Source organism: Cytobacillus eiseniae, assembly GCF_017874625.1.
In the GTDB taxonomy this organism is placed as follows: Bacteria; Bacillota; Bacilli; order Bacillales; family Cytobacillaceae; genus Cytobacillus; species Cytobacillus eiseniae.
On the sequence record NZ_JAGIKZ010000001.1, the window covers coordinates 176071 to 198078 of the forward strand.

General features: G+C 35.9%; 24 protein-coding genes. 20 read left to right on the top strand and 4 right to left on the bottom strand.

Annotated features, from left to right (window positions below; all coding sequences use genetic code 11):
* Positions 1-99 precede the first annotated feature (99 nt).
* The 3 genes from J2Z40_RS00875 (at position 100) to J2Z40_RS00885 (ending at position 2111) form a co-directional block, all read left to right on the top strand.
* Positions 100-441: a zinc ribbon domain-containing protein YjdM gene (locus J2Z40_RS00875; protein ID WP_066394692.1), complete on the top strand. Its 342-nt coding sequence runs from the start codon at positions 100-102 to the stop codon at positions 439-441.
* 227 nt (positions 442-668) lie between these two features.
* Positions 669-1670 (top strand): LLM class flavin-dependent oxidoreductase, encoded by a 1002-nt coding sequence (locus J2Z40_RS00880; protein WP_066394684.1) that lies wholly within the window; start codon positions 669-671, stop codon positions 1668-1670.
* A gap of 216 nt (positions 1671-1886) precedes the next feature.
* On the top strand, positions 1887-2111 hold the full coding sequence (locus tag J2Z40_RS00885; protein WP_066394680.1) for a hexameric tyrosine-coordinated heme protein: 225 nt from the start codon (positions 1887-1889) through the stop codon (positions 2109-2111).
* A gap of 152 nt (positions 2112-2263) precedes the next feature.
* On the opposite strand, the gene J2Z40_RS00890 is transcribed toward J2Z40_RS00885, so the two are convergent.
* Positions 2264-2416, bottom strand: coding sequence for a hypothetical protein (locus J2Z40_RS00890; RefSeq protein WP_157087824.1), 153 nt, complete (start codon positions 2414-2416; stop codon positions 2264-2266).
* Between the two features lie 243 nt (positions 2417-2659).
* On the opposite strand from J2Z40_RS00890, the gene J2Z40_RS00895 reads away from it, so the two are divergent.
* From J2Z40_RS00895 to J2Z40_RS00905, 3 genes are all read left to right on the top strand, one after another.
* Positions 2660-4123 (top strand): protein adenylyltransferase SelO, encoded by a 1464-nt coding sequence (locus J2Z40_RS00895; RefSeq protein WP_066394678.1) that lies wholly within the window; start codon positions 2660-2662, stop codon positions 4121-4123.
* Between the two features lie 142 nt (positions 4124-4265).
* Positions 4266-5315 (top strand): LLM class flavin-dependent oxidoreductase, encoded by a 1050-nt coding sequence (locus J2Z40_RS00900; RefSeq protein ID WP_066394676.1) that lies wholly within the window; start codon positions 4266-4268, stop codon positions 5313-5315.
* A gap of 57 nt (positions 5316-5372) precedes the next feature.
* A complete protein-coding gene (locus J2Z40_RS00905) occupies positions 5373-5999 on the top strand; it encodes a GyrI-like domain-containing protein (protein ID WP_066394674.1) in 627 nt (208 codons plus the stop codon).
* A 482-nt stretch (positions 6000-6481) separates the two neighbouring features.
* Here the strand turns inward: J2Z40_RS00905 and J2Z40_RS00910 are convergent, their stop codons facing one another.
* Positions 6482-7030, bottom strand: coding sequence for a hypothetical protein (locus J2Z40_RS00910; RefSeq protein ID WP_066394673.1), 549 nt, complete (start codon positions 7028-7030; stop codon positions 6482-6484).
* A gap of 229 nt (positions 7031-7259) precedes the next feature.
* On the opposite strand from J2Z40_RS00910, the gene J2Z40_RS00915 reads away from it, so the two are divergent.
* From J2Z40_RS00915 to J2Z40_RS00925, 3 genes are all read left to right on the top strand, one after another.
* Complete coding sequence (locus J2Z40_RS00915) at positions 7260-8240, top strand: ribose-phosphate diphosphokinase (protein ID WP_066394669.1); 981 nt, start codon at positions 7260-7262, stop codon at positions 8238-8240.
* A 237-nt stretch (positions 8241-8477) separates the two neighbouring features.
* Positions 8478-9806: an aminotransferase family protein gene (locus J2Z40_RS00920; RefSeq protein WP_066394666.1), complete on the top strand. Its 1329-nt coding sequence runs from the start codon at positions 8478-8480 to the stop codon at positions 9804-9806.
* Positions 9807-9859: 53 nt separating this feature from the next.
* Positions 9860-11284: an aldehyde dehydrogenase family protein gene (locus tag J2Z40_RS00925; protein WP_066394664.1), complete on the top strand. Its 1425-nt coding sequence runs from the start codon at positions 9860-9862 to the stop codon at positions 11282-11284.
* A 72-nt stretch (positions 11285-11356) separates the two neighbouring features.
* Here the strand turns inward: J2Z40_RS00925 and J2Z40_RS00930 are convergent, their stop codons facing one another.
* The gene (locus J2Z40_RS00930) at positions 11357-12784 is read right to left on the bottom strand and encodes a hypothetical protein (RefSeq protein ID WP_066394662.1); all 1428 of its coding nucleotides are present in this window, start codon (positions 12782-12784) and stop codon (positions 11357-11359) included.
* Positions 12785-13039: 255 nt separating this feature from the next.
* Between J2Z40_RS00930 and J2Z40_RS00935 the strand changes: the two genes are divergently transcribed.
* From J2Z40_RS00935 to msrA, 8 genes are all read left to right on the top strand, one after another.
* Complete coding sequence (locus tag J2Z40_RS00935; RefSeq protein WP_066394659.1) at positions 13040-13717, top strand: peptidylprolyl isomerase; 678 nt, start codon at positions 13040-13042, stop codon at positions 13715-13717.
* A gap of 377 nt (positions 13718-14094) precedes the next feature.
* Positions 14095-15423, top strand: coding sequence for a radical SAM/SPASM domain-containing protein (locus tag J2Z40_RS00940; protein ID WP_066394657.1), 1329 nt, complete (start codon positions 14095-14097; stop codon positions 15421-15423).
* Positions 15424-15720: 297 nt separating this feature from the next.
* Positions 15721-16143, top strand: coding sequence for a universal stress protein (locus J2Z40_RS00945; RefSeq protein ID WP_066394655.1), 423 nt, complete (start codon positions 15721-15723; stop codon positions 16141-16143).
* A 525-nt stretch (positions 16144-16668) separates the two neighbouring features.
* Positions 16669-16836, top strand: coding sequence for a hypothetical protein (locus tag J2Z40_RS00950; protein WP_162840481.1), 168 nt, complete (start codon positions 16669-16671; stop codon positions 16834-16836).
* 117 nt (positions 16837-16953) lie between these two features.
* Positions 16954-17577 (top strand): hypothetical protein, encoded by a 624-nt coding sequence (locus J2Z40_RS00955; RefSeq protein WP_066394652.1) that lies wholly within the window; start codon positions 16954-16956, stop codon positions 17575-17577.
* A gap of 167 nt (positions 17578-17744) precedes the next feature.
* The gene (locus J2Z40_RS00960) at positions 17745-18050 is read left to right on the top strand and encodes a hypothetical protein (protein ID WP_066394650.1); all 306 of its coding nucleotides are present in this window, start codon (positions 17745-17747) and stop codon (positions 18048-18050) included.
* 294 nt (positions 18051-18344) lie between these two features.
* On the top strand, positions 18345-18527 hold the full coding sequence (locus tag J2Z40_RS00965; RefSeq protein ID WP_066394649.1) for a hypothetical protein: 183 nt from the start codon (positions 18345-18347) through the stop codon (positions 18525-18527).
* Positions 18528-18685: 158 nt separating this feature from the next.
* A complete protein-coding gene (gene msrA, locus J2Z40_RS00970; protein ID WP_180316775.1) occupies positions 18686-19648 on the top strand; it encodes a peptide-methionine (S)-S-oxide reductase MsrA in 963 nt (320 codons plus the stop codon).
* Between the two features lie 98 nt (positions 19649-19746).
* Here the strand turns inward: msrA and J2Z40_RS00975 are convergent, their stop codons facing one another.
* The gene (locus tag J2Z40_RS00975) at positions 19747-20076 is read right to left on the bottom strand and encodes a hypothetical protein (protein ID WP_066394644.1); all 330 of its coding nucleotides are present in this window, start codon (positions 20074-20076) and stop codon (positions 19747-19749) included.
* A 242-nt stretch (positions 20077-20318) separates the two neighbouring features.
* On the opposite strand from J2Z40_RS00975, the gene J2Z40_RS19930 reads away from it, so the two are divergent.
* From J2Z40_RS19930 to J2Z40_RS00985, 3 genes are read left to right on the top strand one after another with little or no spacing between them, the layout of a single operon-like run.
* The gene (locus tag J2Z40_RS19930; protein ID WP_281064422.1) at positions 20319-20450 is read left to right on the top strand and encodes a hypothetical protein; all 132 of its coding nucleotides are present in this window, start codon (positions 20319-20321) and stop codon (positions 20448-20450) included.
* Between the two features lie 50 nt (positions 20451-20500).
* A complete protein-coding gene (locus J2Z40_RS00980) occupies positions 20501-21250 on the top strand; it encodes a GTP pyrophosphokinase (protein WP_066394642.1) in 750 nt (249 codons plus the stop codon).
* A gap of 17 nt (positions 21251-21267) precedes the next feature.
* On the top strand, positions 21268-21879 hold the full coding sequence (locus J2Z40_RS00985) for a TetR/AcrR family transcriptional regulator (protein WP_066394640.1): 612 nt from the start codon (positions 21268-21270) through the stop codon (positions 21877-21879).
* Positions 21880-22008: the final 129 nt, after the last annotated feature.

Below are 22008 nucleotides of genomic sequence, written 5' to 3' on the forward strand. Positions count from 1 at the left end.
TCAATATATTAATTAATGATTAAAATCCTATAACATATAGGATACAAGCTTCACATACATAGAGCATAACGAATGGAAATAGTAGGAGGTATTATTATAATGGGGAACATACCTAATTGTCCAAAATGTAATTCAGAATATACTTATGAAGATGGGAATCTGTATATTTGTCCTGAATGTGGGCATGAATGGAATCCGCAAGTAGAAAGTCAAATGAATGATGAGAAAAAAGTAGTGAAGGATGCAAATGGAAATACGTTAAATGATGGAGACACGATTACAATTATTAAGGACCTGAAAGTGAAAGGAAGTTCGTCCACTTTAAAAATAGGAACAAAGGTAAAAAATATTCGTTTAGTGGACGGGGACCATGATATTGATTGTAAAATTGAAGGTTTCGGTGCGATGAAATTAAAATCAGAATTTGTGAAGAAAGTATAGGGAATAGAGGCTGATCATATTTGATCAGTCTTTTTTTTATATATTTAGAAAAACAGAAATCTTAACTTTAGTTGTTGCAATTATTGTTTTAAGTATCAGTTTACTAATGCGTTCGTGAAAAGTTGGATGGGTCTATAATGGTCCTTTTTCTTTTTTCATGAGCATAGATTTTTGTTTCTTGAACTTAATTGGTTACTATAGTATTAAAAAAAGAAGGGAAAATTGAAATGACAAATATACAAATACCTGTGTCTGTGTTAAATCTTGCTCCTATAAGAAAAGGCTTTGACCAAAAAGAAGCAATTGATTCAATGGTTGATTTAGCACAAGCAACTGAAAAAATGGGTTATACACGCTACTGGATTGCTGAACATCACAATACACCATCATTAGTTAGTTCAGCCACTTCTATTTTAATAAAACATGCTTTAGAGCATACAGAAAAAATCCGCGTCGGCTCAGGAGGAATTATGCTTCCAAATCATTCCCCTTTAGTAGTTGCTGAACAATTTGGTACAATGGCAACGATCTATCCAGATCGTCTCGATTTAGGGCTAGGGCGTGCACCAGGAACAGATATGATGACCGCAAATGCTCTTAGAAGATCGAAGAATGACTCGGTTTATACATTTCCTGATGATGTGAAAGCTTTGCTGACGTATTTTGGCCCGGAACATACACAAGGATATGTAAGGGCATATCCAGGAGTTGATTCAAATATTCCTATTTATATTCTTGGTTCATCAACGGATTCAGCCTTTTTAGCAGCAAAATTAGGCTTGCCATATGTATTCGCATCCCATTTTGCTCCACAACAGATGGATGAAGCGATTAGAATTTATCGGGAGCGATTCCAACCATCAGATTACTTAGAAGCACCATATATGATGGTCTGTTTAAATGTGATTGCTGCTGAAAGTGATGAAGAGGCAAAGATAGAATCTACAACAATGCAGCAATTCTTTCTAAATGTTGTGCGTGGTTCACGTATGCCATTGCTTCCACCAGTTAATAATATGGATCAAGTATGGAATCAACAAGAAAAAGAGATGTCCACATCCATGTCGCGATTAACTTTACTTGGAAGCAAAGATTCGATACGGGATCAGTTAACAAAATTTCAGGAGCAATATCAAGTTGATGAAATTATGGCAGTAACATATATGTACGATCCTGCTAAACAAAAACGTTCATATGAAATTCTAAAGGAAGTTGTAGATGGAAAGTAATAGTAGAAGGGGCAGTCATCATTGACTGCCTCTTTTAATATGAACGTTAAAGGCGATTAAAGTATTTTTATTGGTAATATCCATAACATTTTATTTTTACGAATCAAAATTAGATAGGGAGGATACATTAGTAAAAGATTAATAATGCCCATTTATTTAAGGGATTTGCTTTCAATAAAATATCTCGAAATATCAACAAAAAGGGGAATGATACGTATGAATGAATGGTTAAAAAGTTTAAAAACAGGAACGCCACAAGAAGGATACGAACTAGCGATTTTATTAGCAAGAAAAGGCGTAGCCTATACACAACCAGCTGAAGACATTCGAAAAAAACTACGAACAGAGTACGATGAAAATGCAGATAGTCTTACACTTGCCTCACAAGTGATTGCGATTCATTTCCAAACAGTTGCAGCTGCAAATAATTATTGGAAATAAAATAATATATCCTGGTTATTAGAGATAATGAAGATTGGCTTATTCTGAGTATTGTAATAGTCATACTATATAAGAAATTACAGTTTATGTCCTTTACACTAATAAATAATAGAAGACTAAGAGTTTCGCTGAGGAATGAAGGATTCTTTCCTTCATTCCTTTTCAAATGTATCTATCTGCTGTTGATAGCTATGGGTCGATTTTGAACTTTGGGATAACAGCTCCTCTGGTGTGTGATTTAGTCGGTCATATGCTTGGTTTGTCAAATAGATCACCTGATTTTTACTATGTTCATTTTTTTTCATCGATCTCATCCTTTCAATAAATCTTCCTCTACTAAATATGTCTCATATGATCTTTTCTATACCTTTTATGTGTAATCAATGGTGTTCTCTCCCAAATTCCTAAAGCATTAAAAGGGGTGTCAGGCGCTATTTTTGTTTATAATAGTAAAAGGAATGATTCCCATGAATATAATTACTTAAATCCGTAAGATAATAAATGGCAATGACTTAGGTGCAATAAGACGAATTTTGAAAGGAGATACAATGAATAAAAAAGGAACAGGTTGGAATCTTGACAATAGTTATTTAAAACTTCCAAAATCATTTTTCTCCCGCATGAGTCCAAATCCTGTACGTGAGCCGAAACTTGTGATTCTTAATCGTTCTTTAGCAGCCTCACTAGGGTTTGATATAGAGGAGCTTCAATCAAAAGAAAATATTATGATATTTGCTGGGAATGCGCTTCCGGATGGTTCGTCTTCACTTGCTCAAGCATATGCAGGTCATCAATTTGGGCATTTTACGATGTTAGGTGATGGTCGAGCCATGCTAATTGGGGAGCAAATAACACCGCAAGAAGAACGTTTAGATATTCAACTCAAGGGTTCTGGCAGAACGACCTATTCACGTGGGGGAGATGGACGTGCAGCACTAGGACCAATGCTGCGTGAGTATATAATCAGTGAAGCCATGTATGGCCTGGAAATCCCGACTACACGTAGTTTAGCAGTCGTGACATCTGGTGAGTCCATTGCTCGTGAAACCTATTTACCAGGTGCGATTTTGACGAGAGTGGCTGCAAGCCATATCCGAGTAGGAACATTTCAATATGCCTCCAAAATGAGTACGCCAGAAGATCTAAAGATTCTTGCTGATTATACGATAAGACGGCATTATCCAGCAATTGAAACAGATACGAATCGTTATTTGTCATTTCTTCTGGAGGTGATAAAATGCCAGGCGAAGTTGATTGCTAAATGGCAATTAGTTGGCTTTATTCATGGAGTAATGAACACAGATAACATGACGATTAGTGGGGAAACGATTGATTATGGCCCTTGTGCCTTTATGGATACGTATAATCCTGCAACTGTCTTTAGTTCTATCGATAGGAGCGGACGCTATGCTTATGGCAATCAACCATATATTGCCTCATGGAATCTTGCTCGTTTTGCCGAAACGCTCTTGCCTTTATTGCATGAAAATGAGGAACAAGCACTTGAGATGGCCCAGCATGCGATGGCTGATTTTTCTAAATTATATCAATCGGATTGGCTTCTAGGGATGCGAGCAAAGTTAGGGCTATTTAATGAAGAAGAGCAAGATGAAATACTTGTGAAGGATCTTCTTGCGCTCATGGAGAAATATCAGGCAGACTTTACGAATACGTTTCGTTTCATAACATTAGATAGAATCGAGGATACGATCTTATCGAGCAAAAATGATTTTAAACATTGGTATGAAAGATGGCAAGCAAGACGTGGAAGGCAGCAGGAGACAGAAGATGCCTCAAGACAACTTATGAGGAAATCGAACCCAGCAGTCATCCCACGCAATCATTTAGTAGAAGAGGCACTTGATGCAGCAGTTAACAAAGGAGACTATCATGTGATGGATCAACTGCTTAACGTGCTTTCCAATCCATATGACTATTCAGAGAAAATGGAGAAATACTGTGAGACTCCTGTGCCGACAAGCCAACCGTATCGAACATTTTGTGGGACATGATCAATCAATTTAATTCTTATCCAGGATGCTTCTTGAAGCATTCTTCTTTTTGAAATTAATTTCGCCTGGGTCCAATTGTCATTTAGTAAGTAGAAATAATTTAATATATTAATCGAAATCATTGAAATAGGTGGGAGATCATATGGAAATCGGAATTAGTACATTTGTGGAAACGACTCCTGATGTGAATACTGGAGAGGTGATTAGCCATGCCCAGCGAATTCGCGATGTAGTAGAGGAAATTGTTTTAGCTGATGAGGTAGGGTTGGATGTGTTTGGAGTAGGAGAACATCATCGAATAGATTATGCAGCATCATCCCCAGCGATTATTCTAGCAGCTGCAGCATCAAGAACAAAGAAGATTAGACTTACTAGTGCGGTAACTGTCCTATCATCCGCAGATCCTGTCAGAGTGTTTCAAGATTTTGCAACAGTTGATGCAATCTCGAATGGACGGGCAGAAATCATGGCAGGTCGAGGTTCCTTTATTGAATCATTTCCGTTATTTGGGTATGACTTGAATGATTATAATGAATTATTTAAAGAAAAGTTAGACTTGTTATTAAAGATTGTTGCTTCAGAGAAGGTCACTTGGACAGGGAAGCATCGACCATCAATTGATCAACTTGGTATCTACCCACGTCCTGTTCAGGATCCATTGCCTGTATGGATTGGAAGTGGAGGCAATTCAGAATCAGTCGTGCGTGCAGGTATGTTAGGACTTCCGCTCGTACTAGCAATAATCGGTGGACGCCCGCTACAATTCTCAGCATTAGTAAAATTATATAAAAAAGCCGCAGCACATGCTGGACATGATGTGTCTAAGTTAACTATTGCTTCGCATTCACATGGATTTATTGCTGAGGACATAGAAACAGCAGCAAATAAATTTTTTCCTTCCACCCAATATGTGATGAATAAATTAGGCCGAGAACGTGGATGGGGGCCATACACTCGTTCAACTTTCGATTCTGCCCGCAGCTTAGAAGGAGCCTTATATGTTGGTGACCCTGAAACAGTAGCAGAAAAGATTATTTATTTGAGAAAAAATGTGGGCATCACGCGTTTTATGCTGCATGTCCCAGTTGGCACAATGCCACATCAAGAAGTAATGAGAGCGATTGAACTATTGGGAAAAGAAGTTGCACCTATAGTAAGGGAAGAAATTGCTAGATGGGAAATGGAAGAATAAATGAAATATAGGCATAGACTTAGTAAGTGTAGGATATTTTGAAAAGAGTGATAAATAATGAGTAAGTTTGAATGGAGAAAACAGCTGAAAGAACTCTATTTACCTAAAAATCAACCGACACAAATTGAAGTTCCAGAAATGAAGTTTATTACATTAGATGGTTGTGGAGATCCAAATAGTGAACCATTTAAAGTACATATTGAAATCCTTTATGCTTTGTCATACGCAATAAAAATGATGCCCCAAAAAGGAATAACTCCAGATGGCTATTTTGATTATACCGTTTTTCCTTTGGAAGGACATTGGGATTTAGATGAAGAAGGGAGGGAATTAGACTATTTAAACAAAGATCATTTAGTATATAAGTTAATGATCAGACAACCGAATTTTGTGACAGACGATTTGTTTCAATATGCAGTAAATAGTGTGAAGCAAAAAAAGACAAACCTTCATTTGGATCCTGTTCAATTTGAAACAATAACGGAAGGATTATGTGTTCAAGCAATGCATATTGGAAGTTATGATGATGAACCGAAAACTTTCGAACAGATGGAACATTTTTGTTTGGAAAATAATCTAAAAAGGATCGAAAAAACACATAAAGAAATATATATATCAGATACGAGGAGAACACCGACGGAAAAATTAAAGACTGTTCTGCGATTTAAAGTAGCTGAAGTTTAAAGTATCGTTTTATGCTATAGGATGTTTGGGCAGGGGATTTGGATATCACCTAACAAAATTACATAGATAGTAGATTTGAGATCACCCGAGCTGGTAAATAGACGGAGAAACTCCGCTTATTTCGTATTTATTAATAAAAAAGGCTCAAATAAACGGAGAAATTCCGCCTATTGTCTTGAAAAATTCAAAAATGAGGGATTTTGCATTGAATAAGCGGAAAATCTCCGCTTGTTTCTGCCAAAATGAGCTTAATTCTGCATTTAACCGGAATAATTCCGCTTATTTTGCTTTTGCTCGTTTCGCGATTAAGGACAAGACATCTAATTATAAGAAATGGAGATTTCCGAAAAACTCGTATGGATGCATGACGGTGAATCACATCAAAAGGTTTAAGCAAAGGCGTATTTAGCAAAGTTCATTTGCCTTATCAAATAAAGAAGTGTTAGTTGAACACTCAGGAGCGATCAAGTAAATCGTTTCTTTCAGTTATTATCTAACGGTATGCTTGTTTCCATATCACTTTGAATAATAGTGACATTCTCTATATCTCTCACTTCTTCTTTTTCCATTTGGATGACAAATGTTCTTGGAGTAGCATCAGCAGTACAGGCGCCGTCTTGTTCTGTCAAAGTTACTGTCATTGTTTTGTCATCAGAGTTGAGTTCAATATTGCCTATGTTATAAGGACAACTTCCTGATTCTTGAATGCCAATAAAGAAAGCATCGCTCTCCTTAAAGTCGACATTTACTACTTTATTTTCAAATCCAAATAAATTCCATGTTTCTACAAACTCCTTGTGATGAACTATTTTTCTTACTAAGTATTGAAAAAATGGCGATGTTTTTCTTTCAAACGCGATTTGATGAAAGCTAGTTGGCAAAGTCTTTTCACTTGCAATTATGTTATACTCCAATTGTTTATTTTTTGGATTCATTTTTGAAAATGAATTCTTATCATTTGCATCATTATTGCATCCGATTAAAAGGAAACACACCCCAACTAACGCAAGTATTGCTTTTATTCCTTTCATCGTTTATTCACCACCTTTTCATACATATTAGACGATCAGGGCTTAATAAAGTTTCTTTTAATAAATGAGAACAAGGCAGATTGTGATCATAACAAATTTTTTTGAGGAAAGTCTTATCATGCTATCCGCGTACCTCCTTTGCTTTACACGGAAAAAGAAAATCTAAATAAAGTTAAGAGTATCTTGATATCTACCTTTCATGTAAAATAGGGAATGAACTAACCTAAAAATGATTGTTATTACGCTTGGAGGAAAAATAGTGTCATATAAACTTAAAAAGAATTTCAAAATGTTTGCGCTTCAATCAAATCAAGATCTTGCTGGCGAAATGGCACAGATTTTAGGATGTGAACTTGGTAGATGCACAAGTACACAGTTTAGTGATGGAGAAATTCAAATACATATTGAAGAAAGTGTTAGGGGATGTGAAGTTTTTTTAATACAATCTGCTTCAGACCCCTCAAATGAACATATTATGGAGCTCCTCATTATGATTGATGCATTAAAAAGGGCTTCAGCTAAGATGATTAATATTGTGATGCCATACTTCAGTTATGCCCGACAAGATCGAAAAGCCCGATCTAGGGAACCGATTACGGCTAGGCTTATTGCTAACCTTTTAGAAACTGCTGGAGCAACGAGAATTTTAACGGTAGATTTTCATTCTCCTCAAACACAAGGTTTTTTTGACATACCAGTTGATCATCTAACAGGCATTCCTATTATCGCAGATTATTTTAAGAAAAAAGAGTTAGAGGATCTAGTTATTGTGGCTCCACATAATGGGGGAGTGGTTAGAGCAAGAAAAATCGCCAATTATTTAAATGTTCCTCTAGCACTGATTGACCGTCGGCGTCCAGAGCATGATGAGACAGAAATTATGCATATTATTGGAACAATTGAAGGGAAAAATGTGATTATTGTTGATGATTTAATTGACACAGGAGGAACAATTACGACGGGGGCGCATGCATTAATTGAAAATGGAGCAAAAGCGGTATATGCTTGCTGCACTCATCCAGTTCTATCAGGTCCTGCTATTCGTCGAATCGAGTCATCGGCTATCAAAGAATTAGTCGTAACGAACACCATTAAGTTGTCAGAAGAAAAAAGAATTGGAAAAATAACGGCATTATCAGTTGCACCATTACTAGTTGAAGCAATTGATCGAATTCATAATCAAAAAGCTGTTAGTCCATTATTTGAATAAAGGCTTTACAATAAGTTCGTTTCTTTAAGCTACATACAATTTCTCAGAATACCATTCACCCTAAAGATAATAGCTCAGTTATATGATTTGTATTGCACCGGACATGATGTTTTCTTCATGTCCGGTCTTTTTCATTTCTCCATCTGGATATGATCGATGTTTCATGAATAAATGGCATAAAAGTTGTATCTTGATCCTATATAAGTATAAATCTATTATTTTAGGAGGAATCCGTTCATGATAGGTAAACACAGGATTAAAGAATTAATGGATCTAGATAAGAAACATTTCCTTCATCCGACCTCTCCTATTAAACAGCAGCAGGATCAAGGCCCTTCATTCATTTTTACTGAGGGGAAAGGAATTTATCTCAAAGACATAGAAGGAAATACGGTAATTGATGGAATGTCTTCATTATGGAATGTGAATATTGGACACGGAAATGAGGAATTAGGAAAGTCGGCAATGGAGCAAATGTCAAAGCTTGCTTTTTCCTCATGTTTTGCCACCTTTAGCAATGAGCCAGCCATTCGGTTAGCAGCAAAGCTGGCTCAAGTGTCACCAGGTGATTTAAGTGCGACATTTTTTACATCTGGTGGTTCTGAGGCGAATGATACTGCGTATAAATTAGCTCGCCACTATTGGATATTAAGAGGGCAACCTAATCGCAAGAAGATTATTTCACGTACGAAATCGTATCATGGTGTTGCGATGGGATCAACAAATGCAACAGGTTTGAAGCCTTTTCGAGATTTTACAAACTCCTTTGATCCAGATTTTTGCTATGCGGATCATTTTTCAACAGAGGATTTACGCCGAGTGATTGAAGCAGAAGGACCAGAAACGATTGCAGCCTTTATTGCTGAACCAATCCAAGGAGCAGGAGGACTTCATATCGCTCCTGAAGACTACTTTAAAGAAGTAAGACGTATTTGTGACGAGTATGGCCTGTTATTTATTACAGATGAAGTGATTACCGGTTTTGGAAGAACAGGGAAATACTTTGGAATGGAACATTATCATGTTGCGCCAGATATGATGTGTTTTGCAAAGGGAGTAACGAGCGGGTATGCACAATTAGGCGGTGTGATGCTTTCGGAAAAAATTCATCAGGATTTTATGGAGCTTTCGACTGGCACCCTTTTGCATGGGTATACGTATAGTGGACACCCGATGGCTTGTGCAGTGGCATTGAAGAATATAGAATTAATTGAGCAGGAAGGGTTAATTGAAAACGCAGAGAAAATGGGAATAGAGCTACTTACAGGCTTGAAAAGAATACAAGGAGAACGAAGAATAGTAGGCAAAGTGAAAGGTCTTGGATTAATGGCTGGATTGGAATTGTTAAAGGATTGTCAGACGAAAAAGACATTTGAAAATCCTGTCTCGCCACTAATTGTTGCAGAAGCAGCGAAACGAGGACTTATTTGCCGATCTGTCGTGTTCGATGGGCAAGACGTAGTCGTATTTGCTCCGCCTCTCATTATTAAAAAGGAAGAGATAGACAAACTGATTGATATTATCAATGAATCGATTGCAGCTGTTGAAGAAGCCATTGTTAAATAGTCATTGATTGTTTTTTTCTTAATAAAGTTAAGTTTGAAAGGAGAGATTCACATATGAAAAAAAACTTATTCATAAACGGAGAATGGGTGGAAGCTAGTCAATATAACGCCCTCCATTCTCCATATAGTGAAAAAATGATTGCGGAAATCCCGGCAGCAACCATTGAAGAAGTGGAGAAGGGAATAGAAGCTGCCTATCATGCAAGAAGAATAATGGCCGCAATGCCAAGTCATCAACGAGCTTCAATCTTAGAAAAAGTGGCCTCGCTTTTAGATGAACGGATAGATGAAGCAGCAGAGATTATTGCTAATGAGGCAGCTAAGCCAATTACGGCAGCACGAGCTGAAGTTCAAAGAACGATACAAACATATAAATTTGCTGCAGAGGAGGCAAAACGGATTCATGGAGAAACGATCCCGCTTGATGCGGCTCCAGGTGGAGAAGGGCGAATGGGCTATACTGTACGTGTGCCTATTGGGGTAATTGGAGCGATCACACCTTTTAACTTTCCGATGAATTTAGTCGCTCATAAGATAGGTCCAGCAATTGCTTCTGGAAACTCTGTTATCCTGAAACCTGCGGGACAGACCCCGTTATCTGCTTTATTTATTGCTGAATTATTTCAAGAAGCACAATTGCCTGCGGGTGCGTTAAATGTGATAACTGGAAGCGGCTCACTCATTGGTGAAAAGCTGGTAACGGATGAACGGGTACAAAAGATCTCTTTTACTGGAAGTCCTGCTGTAGGTATTGGGATCCGAAATAAGGCAGGCTTAAAGCGTGTAACATTGGAGTTAGGCTCAAATGCAGCAGTGATTATTGATAAGGATACACCGATTGATACAATCATTTCACGCTGTGTAGCAGGGGCATTCGGCTTTCAAGGTCAAGTTTGCATTTCCTTGCAGCGCATTTATGTGCATGAACAACAATATGATTCATTTGTGGATCAATTTGTTTCTGCGACGAAGGAGCTTACTGTTGGTGATCCACTAGATCCAAAAACAGATGTATCAGCACTAATTACACGAAAGGATATCACCCGAACACTTGAATGGATTGAGGAAGCGAAGCAGAATGGAGCGGAAATTATGATCGGAGGAGAAGCGGAAGGGAATATTTTACTGCCGACTGTTATTGTTGGTGCGGAACCGACAATGAAGGTTTCTTGCCAGGAAGTATTTGCTCCGATTGTATTGATTAATAAAGTAAAAACAATTGAAGTAGCGATAGAGCATGTGAATGATTCACGTTATGGACTGCAAGCGGGCATTTATACAGATAATATTCATACGGCTTTAACTGCAGCAGAGAAGCTTCATGTGGGCGGGGTGTTAATCAATGACATTCCTACATTCCGAGTTGATCATATGCCATATGGGGGTGTAAAGGAAAGTGGAGTAGGCAAGGAAGGCATAAAGTATGCAATAGAAGAAATGACAGACTTGAAGCTAGTCATCTTTAATAAGAATAAATAAATTGAAGGACTGCAGGATCTTTATTTGTAAGATTCTACAGTCCTTTTTTATAAAAACACCTCAATTTACGTGCTAGAAAATAATCAGTGCAACAATTGTTGATACAATTAAGCCAAGGATCACAGGTAAGAAGCTTTTCCGAACGAGCTCCATAACAGGTACCTTTGCAAAGCCTGCAACAGCAACAAGAGATGACCAAGCTATTAATGTCCCGCCCCCAATCCATACAGAGCCCATTTGACCGATAGCGGATAGTGTGGCTACATCGACTCCAACACTATCCCCCAATGCACCTGATAAGGATCCTACTAACGGCAGACCTGAAAAGCCTGAACCATCAAGACCAGTTATTGCTCCTATTAATAAAATGCCAAATCCCGCAATAACCGTACTTTCTGGAATGAATTGCTGTCCTGCAACGACTAATTCAAATAGAAAGGATGGAGCAATGTCTGTACCTATATTTAAAATTTTTGCGGATAATTCTCCACTTCCAATAAAGAAAAATCCAGCAATCGGGATGACGGGCCCCATTGCTTTAAAGGCAAAGACAAATCCTTTAACGAGATGATCACTCACATGATTAAGCGATTCTCGAGCATTTCGAAAAATCGCTGCAGCAATAAGGAGGATGGCTGATGCGCCTCCAATTAAAGCGGCACCTGTTCCTCCCTCAATCGAGGGAATGACATTAGAAAACTTAGCGAGCACCATATAGATGATAATGATCAAAAACGTGAGTGGGACGAGTATTGCAAACAGGAAGCTGTATTTGCTTTTCTTTTGTTGCTCATACTCCTCTTCCTGTAGTTGTGTACTAGTTAGCGTATTATTTTCCCATGCAATTAAATGTTTATCGGAAGGTTTCAATATATGTTTTTTTATCATCAAATAGGCAATAACGATCGCAACAACCCCAGTAATAATAGACAAAACAAATGCTCTGTCTGCAACTGGAGCTACATCAATTCCGGCAGCTGTTGCAGTTAATGTCGGGGCAATTTGGATCACATAGTCTGAGGATAGTGCCATCCCTTGCCCAGCGAGAGAAATGGCAATAGCCGCACCAATTGGTGGGAGTCCTGATCGAATAGCCACTGGAATAAGCAAAGCTCCAACTAAAGGCACAGCTGGTGTTGGCCAAAAGAATAAAGAGATCGCATACGTAACAAAAATAATCACCCAAAACGAAATATGGCCATTTTTCATCACCTGCTGAAAAGGGGTAATCATTTGTTGATCAGACCCTAAAGTTTTCAAGGAATGGAGCAATGCGGTCATGATGGTTATAATAAGGAAAATATTGAATAACTCACCTGCTGCAACTAAACTAGCATTGAAAATAGTTTGTAATCCAGCGATAAATGATCCAGTATAAATCCACCCTACTAAAAAAGTGACGATGATGGAAGGAACAACAACATTTTGCCGAAAGAGCATTGTTAGAATGATGATGCATGTTCCAATCAAGTACATCCAATGAGCAGCTGTTAACTCCATAGAATACAACTCCTTTCATGAAAAGATAATTTGATAAATGATTTTAAAGTAAAGTATGTTGAAATATGGGCTTTGGTGAAAATAAAAAATGGGTGAGTTATGGATAGAAAAAAGTTGCTTTTCATTCCAAGTGAAAAACAACTTTTTTACAATTTCATAAATTCATTGTGATTTCATCAGTGTAAATTTGACATTAATGCTATAATTAATTAGCTTTTAATAGTAAGTCAAAATTAAGGAGGTATTGCATAAAATATGTTTTTAAGAAATAAAGCTTTCTCATTTCTCTTTCTAGCTCTAGTTGTTGTCTTTATGATGGCTGGATGTGGTTCCACGCCAGAAGAACAGCCATCAGAAAATACTGGAGATTCATCTAATCAATCAAATACAAATTCAGATTACTCATCAGATGTTGAAGAAAATCCAATTGTAACTATAACAATGGACAATGATGAGGTAATTACGCTTGAATTGTATCCGAAGACTGCACCAAATACAGTTGCAAACTACATATCTTTAATAGAAAATGGTTTTTATGATGGCTTAATCTTCCATCGAGTGATTCCCGGCTTTATGATTCAGGGTGGGGACCCGTCTGGTAATGGCACGGGTGGTCCAGGATATGCTATTTTTGGCGAATTTACAGATAATGGGTTTGAAAACCCCTTAAAGCATGAGCGTGGCGTCTTATCAATGGCCCGGACAGGTGACCCAAATTCAGCTGGCTCACAATTTTTCATTATGGTAGAGGATTCTGCTAATCTTGATGGTCAATATGCTGCTTTTGGCAAAGTACTAGAGGGTATGGAAGTCGTTGATCGAATTGTTGCTACAGAAAGAAATGGGGCAGACTTGCCACTAGAAGAGCAGCGAATGAAAACTGTAAAAGTTGACACAAAAGGGTTTGACTATCCTGATCCAACTAAACAATAAGAACTAAGGGAAATGGATTAACAATTTGTTAATCCATTTTTTTGTACATGTCTAGGGAACTATAAATCGCACGTTGTGTATAACTTCATGAGTAGTTTAGTCTACATCCAGCTTCGGCGCCTATCGCCTATCAAACTTCAGTACTACTCCCTCCGATAAGTCAAGCACGGTATCGCTCATGCTCACCGTGTTTCCTTTATCGAAAGTACCAATCCTTCCAGTTTGTACGGCGATGATCAAGTCGCCTGTGTTTTTGTTCATAAATTAAGTGAAAGTTTGATGGGAATCACAGAAAAATAATGAGTGAAGTCATATAATTGACTGTACGTCAAAAATTTCCTCAAGCAAATGGATAGGAAGGAAAAGGTAAATAAATAATGCAAGACAAGAATACATATGTTCCTTCAAGATTTAATGTTTTATCTCAAACAGATGACCATGGATTAGTCTTATATAATAGTTATAATGGGGCAATTTGTTATTTTACTGATACAGAGAAGGAAGAGGTCATCGCTTCATTAAAAAGATCAGGTGTTGAAAATCTATCAACTGAGATAAAAAAGGAATTATTTGAGAATGGATTTTTAATTTCTAATCGTATAGATGAAAATAGAAGAGCACAATTTCTCCACCAATCATTGCATCGGACCGATGTGATGCATTTAGTGCTGCTTCCAACAGAAGCATGCAATTTTCGATGTACATATTGCTATGAATCATTTCCACGCGGAAAAATGAATGTTGAGACGAAAAGTGGGTTGAAAGCGTTAGTAAAAGAAAAAGCTGCGACTCTTGCAAATTTAAATATAAGTTGGTTTGGGGGAGAGCCACTATTGGCATTGGATGTGATAGAAGAGCTTTCAACCTCATTTTTAACAACTGCAAGTAATCAAAAGCTGCAGTATTCAGCAGATCTTGTAACGAATGGATATTATTTAACAAAGGATGTTTTTCTAAAATTGTTATCCTGGGAAATTCGTCAATTGATGATTACCATCGATGGGATAGGCGAAGTGCATGACAGCCGCAGGCATCTTGCTGGTGGCGGAAAAACATTTGATAAAATTATCGAAAATCTCAAGGCTGTGAAAGAGGTTCCGGGTGAATTTAACATAACGATACGAGTGAATTTTGATGAAAGCAATTTACAAGAAACATCTAAGCTTATCGAGTTTCTAGCGGATGAATTTGCCGAAGATAAGCGATTTGGTGTCTTTTTCAGACCTGTAGGCAGATGGGGCGGTGAAAATGATGATGAACTGCCTGTATGCAGTCAAATTACGTCTAATAGAAAAATTTGGGAGTTTTCAGATGAGGCCCTAACAAAAGGGATGAGTATGAGCCCGATGATTTCTGATTCACTTATGCCAACAGCATCAGTATGTTATGCAGCAAAACCACATTCTTTAGTTGTTGGTGCAAATGGGCAGCTTTATAAGTGCACAATCTCGATGGATGAGGAAGTTAATCAAGTAGGAAAATTATTTGAGAATGGCAGCTTAATGCTTGATTATGACAAAATGGCAGCTTGGACGACATCTGGAGAAGAAACAGATTCTGTCTGTCAATCATGCTTTTACCGTCCTGTTTGTCAGGGAAACCATTGCCCATTGTACAGAATGAGAACAGGTGAAAGGCCATGTCCATTTGAAAAAAGAAAGATTAAAAAAGTATTAAATCTTATTTGGAAAAACAGTCTACATTAATATTCCCTCACTTTACATTTGAAGGGGGTGAAAGTATGCGTGTACTACGTCCTGGAACAACTCCAGTTAACACAACAAGCACAGGTAAAGTGATTAAATCTGTACCAGGTAATTTAAAATAAGTTGTAGGCCCTGCCCACATTTGCTGTTGCAAAATAGGGCAGGGCAATTTTATTTTTGTTCAGATTCATTTATCTATGATTGAATTATAACGATTTCGTGAAATATAGGGAATTTTCCTATTTCCGGAAAATATGAGAGTATACTAGTATGTATAAATGGAAGGAGTTGTTTCTAATGATTTTTTCTCATATTTTAGTCCCTTTTGATGGTTCAGAGTTATCATTAAAATCTTTAAATAAGGCAATTGAGTTTGCAAAACTAAATGAGACAATTAAGATTTCTGTTCTTCACGTTATTACATTTCCTGTAAAAAGAGGACCGGAATCTCTCTATTCACAAGTAAAAGGGATGATTGTCGAATATGGAAATGAAACGATTGAAAAAGCCTCTGTAATACTGGCAGACATTCCAAATCAATTTGAAGTTTTTGTAAAAGAAGGTTCAGCCCAGCATACAATATTACAGCAGGCAAAAGAATTGAATTGTGATTTAATTATTATGGGTAGCCGAGGATTAAGCGGGTTTAAAGAATTTCTTGGCAGTGTCAGTCACTCAATTTCTCAGCATTCTACAATTCCAGTATTGCTTATTAAATAATTGTCTTTTTCAGTAACAAATGTATATACTGAGTTTGATCCAAAGGAAGAAAATGATAAGAACAAGTTATTAAAGAGACGAATTCGCATAAGAGTTCGTCTCTTAATCTATACTGATCTGTTAGGTTTGTATACACGACTTTTAATAAGTGGCCAATAGCTACTAGAGGTGTTTGGATGGTGCCTAATCATTGTTTTGTTTTTAATTAAATAAACCTTTTTAAATCATAATGATTATCGCTATTTGAGCATATTTTTCACGATGGCTTTAATTTGTTCAGAGATAAGCGAAACTCCTTTAATACTTAGAAGTTTGATAAACTTCATCCTTATCTATTTAAACGCTTTACTTTCTGTAATATTCTAATAATGGTAGGTTTTTATGTTAAAAAATATTGTATGATTGGAAAAATTGATTATCTTCTTCAACGATTCATAAGGTATAGAGATTGGTGCAAGAAAATAATTCGAAAAATTTAAATTACTTTAATGCGGCAATCGAATTATTATAAAAGGGAGTGTTTTTATGTGGTGGTTTATGATAGTAACATTGGGAATTATATTATTTGCCTTTTTGATTGATTTCAGAAGGAAGAAAAGAAGAAATGATAAGCATACCAAGACTGTTAATCCTAGTATAAAAAAAGGGGAGGGTAGTAATTGGAATAGTGGTGATGGTCCTGCAGGATTCTAAATGTTACAACTTCATTTTTAAGTTAGCTAAGTGGAAATTATTTAATATGTGCATCCACTACTTGAACTAATAGTAGTTTTGAATACTATGTTCAACAAATAATAGAAGGAGGTTAAAATGAAAAAAATAATTATTGTATTGTTAATAGGTTTATGTTTAATTTCAGGATGCACTAATAAAGCTTTAGAACCTGTTAATGAAGAAAAAGTACAATTAACTAGCGAGATTGTAGAATTAAAGAAACTTATATCTGTAAAAGATGTGGAGATAAATAAGCTAAAAAAGGTAAATATAGATGCGAATACTAAATTAGGGGAATTAAGAGAAAGTCTAGATTTGGTAAGACTTTCATCCATCGCCAGATTAGATGATTATAATGGCACCTTTGATGATTTGGTAAAAGTTTATAGATTAAATTCTGATTATGATATTAAAGATGATTGGTATGTGATCAATGATGACTATTTCCAAATGGGATTATTAGAATATGAAAATGCTAAGAAAGTAGATTTTTATAGCTTAAGATTGGAATCAGACGAAGGTCCAACATTATTGTTTAGTGATACAAACCATAAAGATGGATGGACATATACGAATGAAAATATTAAAGAGATTATAAATAAGCAGAAGCCACCTTCTAATGGTTTTTCATTTGAGCCATTTTTTATAATTTATACAGAAGTTACGCTCGAGGATGGAAGTAGGATAAGTACATCAAAACTTCCGATATATAATAAGTGAATTATTTCGTATTCTTCTAAATTTACGGTGGTTCGCTTATCCAAAGCGAACTTATTTTTTTATAGGAAGATGGAAATGTATGCGAATATTATTAATGGATTTAAAAATGCGGTGCTTAAATTTACAAAATAGGATTTTTGAAAAATATAATGTAAAGGAGATTAGTTATGATAGGTTGGCTTAATCTTGGTAGTCTAGTACTTGGAGTAAGTGCCTGGGTTCTTCCCGCTATTAATATATTTAGATATGAAAAACAGTCCAAGAACTGGATCACTCTTACTATTATGAGTGTCAGCTTCTGTACTATTTCATTGTTTTTCCAAATTTGGAGTTTCTACGAACGTGTAAAGATAGAGGATTGGTCTGCCCTTATGGATACAGTCAGTATAATCGTTTCTATTCCAGCGGTCCTTCTCATAGGTACAATCCTATTAAATGCAATTACATTTTTTGTGTATCGTAATCGGACATGATAAATAGAATGCAAATTATTGGGGTAAGTTAGGAAGCAACTACTTAAAGTGAAATCTAGGAAATGGAAAAGGGACAGTAAATTATAAAGGCACTTTTCTTCGTTTTAGTTTTATTTCCCCCGATCAACCAGCCCTTCAATTTAAACCCACTACGTTTACTTTACGAAAAGAATAAGTATCCTCCTTCTTTTTTTTGAATAATACAAGATCTTTCTTACATAGTGTTTTTAGAGGAACTCATTTCTAGACAATGGTTGAATGTGAACGAGTTGTTTTTGAAGGGAGTTGGTTTGAATGTATAGAAATAAAAATAAAGGGATAATCCTATTATTATGTGCAATTCTGATCATATTCCTAGTTGTAAGTGCATTCCGAAATATATCTGTATATGTTGTGTATAGTTCAGGGATTGGGACATTCATTATTATTGGTTTACTCATCATGGCAATTATATTCGTGTATTTAAAGGGACTTTAAGTAAACTGTTCATTTTTGTTATTCATACATTTTCTCTTTAGCTATTTTAAATAATGAATCCATTTGTTTTTTAAATCATAAATAAAGTGGTAATCTTAATATACACACATACAGCATTTAAATCACAGTATGATTGTTAGTAAAGGGGTTGGATAGAAGTGCAAAGTCAAGATGAAAAAGCAACATTTGCAGGTGGCTGCTTTTGGTGCATGGTCTCGCCATTTGATGAGCAGCCAGGAATTAAAGAAGTGATATCAGGCTATACAGGTGGGCATACTGAAAATCCTACCTATGAGGAAGTTTGTTCGGACACAACGGGTCATTATGAAGCTGTTCAAATTACCTTTGATCCAACAATCTATCCATATGAGAAGTTACTTGGACTTTTTTGGCAGCAAATTGATCCTACTGATGCTGGTGGACAATTCAATGACCGTGGTCTTTCTTATCGGACTGCGATTTTTTACCATAATGAACAACAAAAAGAACAAGCCGAAGCTTCAAAAGAGAAGTTAATCGCAAGCGGACGTTTTCAAAAGCCGATTGTAACAGAAATCCTCCCGGCTTCCGCATTTTATCGCGCGGAGGAAAAACATCAACATTATTATAAAAAGAATGCATTCCACTACAATCTTTATAAAGAGGGGTCTGGACGCGCGCCATTCCTTCGTGAAAATTGGAAAAAAACAAAAAGTGATGAGCAATTACGCAAGGAATTAACAGAAATTCAATATGAGGTAACAAGAAATAATGCAACAGAGCCACCGTTCCGGAATGAATTTTGGAATCATGTGGAAGAAGGGATCTATGTAGACATTATCTCTGGAGAACCATTGTTTAGTTCAAAGGATAAATATGATGCTGGCTGTGGCTGGCCAAGCTTTACAAAGTCATTGCGAAAATCAGAAATAGAAGAAAAGTTGGATATGACACATGGCATGCGACGCATTGAAGTTCGTTCCAAAACATCTGACTCACATTTAGGCCATGTGTTTGATGATGGTCCTGGTCCATATTATAATCGTTATTGTATTAATTCAGCTGCTCTAAGGTTTGTGCCAAAAAGCAAACTAGAAGAAGAAGGTTACGGGGAATATATGAGTTTATTTGAAAGTAAATAGATAAGAGAGTATTGGATAAGCCCTTGTCCCCTTATATTTGAATGGGGTCAAGGGCTTATCTTAGTGTGAAAAATCGATAAATGAAGATGATAAGGGGCTTAAACTTGCTTGATTAATTTGCGGAGCTTTCTTTCATGCTGAACATTTTTAATCGTGAGATGATCGACATCTTGTTGGGTTTCAATAATTTCTACTTTTAGGGAATCAAGTTTTGTTTCGATACGGCACACTCTTTCATCCATTTGATCAAATTTTTCTTCCATCTGTTCGAGTCTTTGATCCATTTTTTCGAATCGTTGATCTACTCGTGCGAATTTTTCATCCATCCGATTTTCAAGCTGCACCTTCATATCTGTAATTTTATGATCAATATGTTTCGAATGGAGCTCTAGAGCTTTTAGGATCTCTTGAATTCCTGATTGATTCAATTCTTTCACCCCCTCCTACTTGACCTAGTATAACATCTTCGAAAAATAGTAGCTATCTTCCTATTCATTTCTAATTAGGATAAGACTGTTTGTATATAAATATGTGAAAAAAGAAGAAAGATTCAATCATAAAAAATCAACTATCTATTTTTGGGAATAGAATAAAAACTAGCAGTAATGTGACATTGTGTCATAAAAAAGATTGACATATGACACGCTGTCATATAAGATGATTATATAAGATGACACGTTGTCATATTGAGGTGAAGCAAACAATGGATATCGAAAAATTAAAGAAGCTTATCAATGAATTAAAAGCAAAAGGTATAAATGCTTCATTATGTAAAAGACCAGCAATTATTCAAAACCAATGAATAAAACGATGATTGTCATTGGAAGTTGAACACATATAAAGGAGACATATATGGAAGATAAGGCACCTAGCAATTTAACACAATTAAAATTATTTAAAACAGATCTCATTCGTTTCATGATGTCATATAAATTTGCACTAGATGAAATGAATACGAAAATTGATATATTAAAACAAGAATTTCAATATATTCACGATTATAATCCGATTGAACATGTGAAATCGAGGCTGAAATCTCCTGAAAGTATCTTAAGAAAAATAGAAAGAAAAGGATACGAGCTTTCATTGCCGTCTATTAGGGAGAACATTAGAGACATTGCAGCCATTCGCATAACTTGTTCTTTCATTTCTGATATTTATGAAATTAGTCAGATGCTTCAAAATCAAAAGGATATTACCGTTATTGATTGTAAGGATTATATAAAAAATCCAAAGGCGAATGGCTATCAAAGTTTACATCTAATTTTACAAATTCCAATCTTTATGTCCGATCGAGTAGATTATATTAATGTAGAAATTCAAATCCGAACAATCGCGATGGATTTCTGGGCTAGCTTAGAGCATAAAATTTATTACAAATATAATAGTGAAGTTCCACAATCGATCAAAGATGATCTACTGGAAGCAGCAATGACTGCTACACAATTAGATAAAAAAATGGAGAGTATTCATAATGAAATGAATAAAATCAAGGAACAGTTGAATCTTGAAGAGGATTTAAATGAACTATCAATTAACAATGAAAGATTCCGCCTCCCTGCAGACTTTTTATTGCCGATTATGAAAAAAGCGAATTTATAAGATAGGAAGCGAGTAAATTGCCGAAAATTACGTTTTTTAACTTACCTGAAGATAAGAAGGAAACATTAATCCAAGCTGTAAAAAAGGAATTTTCAAGGGTGCCTCTTTATGATGCTTCTATTACAAATATTATTAAAGAGGCAAGTATTTCTCGCGGCAGCTTTTATCAATATTTTGAAGACAAAGAGGATGCTTTTTTCTTTTTATTAAATGAACTGACAAAGGAAAATAAATATATTTTTATCCATTTATTAAGCAGAAATCATGGCAATTTATTCGAAACAATGATTGAATTTTTTCGCATCATCGTTTCTGAAGAAGAAAATTTTAACTTCTTAAAAAATACGTTTCTAAATATGACTCATCGAATTGAAAACACTTTCGCAAGGAGCTTCAGTTCAACAGATAAAAATGAAAACTTTGAAATATTTAGTTCATTAGTTGATAAGTCTAATTTAAATATTTCAAATGATAATGAATTATTTTATATTTTACAAATTATTGCAGCCGTCACATTCCGCAATTTCGTAGATAAATTTGCAAGAGATCTAACAGTTGAAGACGCAATGAATACGTATTTGATAGAAATGAATTTATTGATGAATGGACTTAAAAAATCAAATATTTAGATGGCTTGTAAACTAATTATTATTATATTTACAATAATATTTGTGAAAATAGTTTATTTTAAACCATTTATTGAAGAGGTACGGTTGCTTTAGATCAATCTGTACAATCTGTTAAAAGGGATCCCTCTT

Bases quoted from the DNA above. Each gene is read 5' to 3' on its own strand.
- J2Z40_RS00915 (WP_066394669.1), top strand. From the start codon at position 7,260: ATGATTGTTATTACGCTTGGAGGAAAAATAGTGTCATATAAACTTAAA.
- J2Z40_RS00885 (WP_066394680.1), top strand. From the start codon at position 1,887: ATGAATGAATGGTTAAAAAGTTTAAAAACAGGAACGCCACAAGAAGGA.
- J2Z40_RS19930 (WP_281064422.1), top strand. From the start codon at position 20,319: ATGACACGTTGTCATATTGAGGTGAAGCAAACAATGGATATCGAAAAA.
- J2Z40_RS00930 (WP_066394662.1), bottom strand. From the start codon at position 12,784: ATGGAGTTAACAGCTGCTCATTGGATGTACTTGATTGGAACATGCATC.
- J2Z40_RS00890 (WP_157087824.1), bottom strand. From the start codon at position 2,416: ATGAAAAAAAATGAACATAGTAAAAATCAGGTGATCTATTTGACAAAC.
- J2Z40_RS00920 (WP_066394666.1), top strand. From the start codon at position 8,478: ATGATAGGTAAACACAGGATTAAAGAATTAATGGATCTAGATAAGAAA.
- J2Z40_RS00905 (WP_066394674.1), top strand. From the start codon at position 5,373: ATGAGTAAGTTTGAATGGAGAAAACAGCTGAAAGAACTCTATTTACCT.
- J2Z40_RS00980 (WP_066394642.1), top strand. From the start codon at position 20,501: ATGGAAGATAAGGCACCTAGCAATTTAACACAATTAAAATTATTTAAA.
- J2Z40_RS00910 (WP_066394673.1), bottom strand. From the start codon at position 7,030: ATGAAAGGAATAAAAGCAATACTTGCGTTAGTTGGGGTGTGTTTCCTT.
- J2Z40_RS00945 (WP_066394655.1), top strand. From the start codon at position 15,721: ATGATTTTTTCTCATATTTTAGTCCCTTTTGATGGTTCAGAGTTATCA.
- J2Z40_RS00925 (WP_066394664.1), top strand. From the start codon at position 9,860: ATGAAAAAAAACTTATTCATAAACGGAGAATGGGTGGAAGCTAGTCAA.
- J2Z40_RS00965 (WP_066394649.1), top strand. From the start codon at position 18,345: ATGTATAGAAATAAAAATAAAGGGATAATCCTATTATTATGTGCAATT.
- J2Z40_RS00900 (WP_066394676.1), top strand. From the start codon at position 4,266: ATGGAAATCGGAATTAGTACATTTGTGGAAACGACTCCTGATGTGAAT.
- J2Z40_RS00950 (WP_162840481.1), top strand. From the start codon at position 16,669: ATGTGGTGGTTTATGATAGTAACATTGGGAATTATATTATTTGCCTTT.
- J2Z40_RS00960 (WP_066394650.1), top strand. From the start codon at position 17,745: ATGATAGGTTGGCTTAATCTTGGTAGTCTAGTACTTGGAGTAAGTGCC.
- J2Z40_RS00875 (WP_066394692.1), top strand. From the start codon at position 100: ATGGGGAACATACCTAATTGTCCAAAATGTAATTCAGAATATACTTAT.
- J2Z40_RS00935 (WP_066394659.1), top strand. From the start codon at position 13,040: ATGTTTTTAAGAAATAAAGCTTTCTCATTTCTCTTTCTAGCTCTAGTT.
- J2Z40_RS00940 (WP_066394657.1), top strand. From the start codon at position 14,095: ATGCAAGACAAGAATACATATGTTCCTTCAAGATTTAATGTTTTATCT.
- J2Z40_RS00955 (WP_066394652.1), top strand. From the start codon at position 16,954: ATGAAAAAAATAATTATTGTATTGTTAATAGGTTTATGTTTAATTTCA.
- J2Z40_RS00895 (WP_066394678.1), top strand. From the start codon at position 2,660: ATGAATAAAAAAGGAACAGGTTGGAATCTTGACAATAGTTATTTAAAA.
- J2Z40_RS00880 (WP_066394684.1), top strand. From the start codon at position 669: ATGACAAATATACAAATACCTGTGTCTGTGTTAAATCTTGCTCCTATA.